The 1,096-nt window shown below is 57.3% G+C and carries 2 protein-coding genes; both read left to right on the top strand.

Features of this window, described 5'->3' with window-relative positions; genetic code table 11:
- Positions 1-392, top strand: a 392-nt coding sequence (gene gspJ, locus A3730_RS01800) for a type II secretion system minor pseudopilin GspJ (protein ID WP_063537349.1), incomplete at its 5' end; no start/stop codon positions are given.
- A partial coding sequence (gene gspK / locus A3730_RS01805; protein ID WP_197477224.1) for a type II secretion system minor pseudopilin GspK occupies positions 383-1,096 on the top strand: 714 nt, incomplete at its 3' end. The genes gspJ and gspK, both read left to right, overlap by 10 nt.

Here is a 1,096-nt window from a genome sequence, read left to right on the forward strand (position 1 = left end):
CCATTCTGGGCCGTGATAATTATGTGGAATTCACCCGCCTGGGCTGGTCCAACCCTTTTGGTCTGCGTAAACGCAGTGAGATGCAGCGGGTGGTCTATACCCTTGAAGATGGCACCTTGTTCCGCCGTTACTGGCCGGTGCTCGACACTAATGTGGCCACTGAGTATCAGGAAGATGTGCTGCTGGATCACGTGGAGCGCTTTACTGTCCGCTACCTTGATTTGACTCCCCAGGGGGAGTGGCAGTGGCTAGAGCTGTGGCCGGATGTGGCCATGGCGGCCGTTCCAGTCTGGCAGCAGCGTCTGCCAAAGAGTATCGAGCTGGAAATCGAGCTGGAAAACGGTGACATCGTGCACCGTTTCTACCGGACCGTGGTGAACCCATGGAGTTGATAACGCGCAGGCGTAATGGCGTCGTGCATCAGCAGCGCGGAATGGCGCTGGTGATTGTGCTTTTGCTGCTGGCCCTGTTGACCACCATTACCGTGGAGGTACTGTTTCGCCAGGATCGTTTTCTCACTCGGGCGGACAACCTGCTGCAATGGGACAAGCGGTACCAATATGCCATGGCGGCGGAAGTGGTGGCCCAGCAGGGGCTGATCGATGACCTGCAGGATGACCAGAACAATAACGCGCTGGTTGATGACTGCGTGGAAGAGCAGTGGGCAGTACAATTACCGCCCACCCCCTATGAAGACGCCATGCTCAGCGCCAGCGTCCAGGATCTACAGGGGCGTTTTAATCTCAATTGGTTGATTACGGCTCAAGGCGATGCCTTTGTTCGCGATCCAGAGGCGATTGACCGGCTTACCCGGCTCATCGAACTGACTTTCCCCCAGGAAACAGACGCGTCACGACTGGCCAACGAAATGGCGGATTGGCTGGATTCCAACAATATTGTGGATGGGGTAGAAGGGGCGGAAGACGCGGATTACCGTAACCGCCGGACTCCGAACATGCCGGCGGCCCATGAATCGGAAATGCGTGCCTTGCTCAGCTTCCAGGTGGCCAATCAACCCCAGGACAGCATGGTCTGGGGGCTGTTTACGGCGCTACCGCTGGGAACTACATTGAATGTGAATACGGCGCCGCCCCAG

The sequence above is a fragment of the Alcanivorax sp. HI0044 genome (assembly GCF_001634945.1).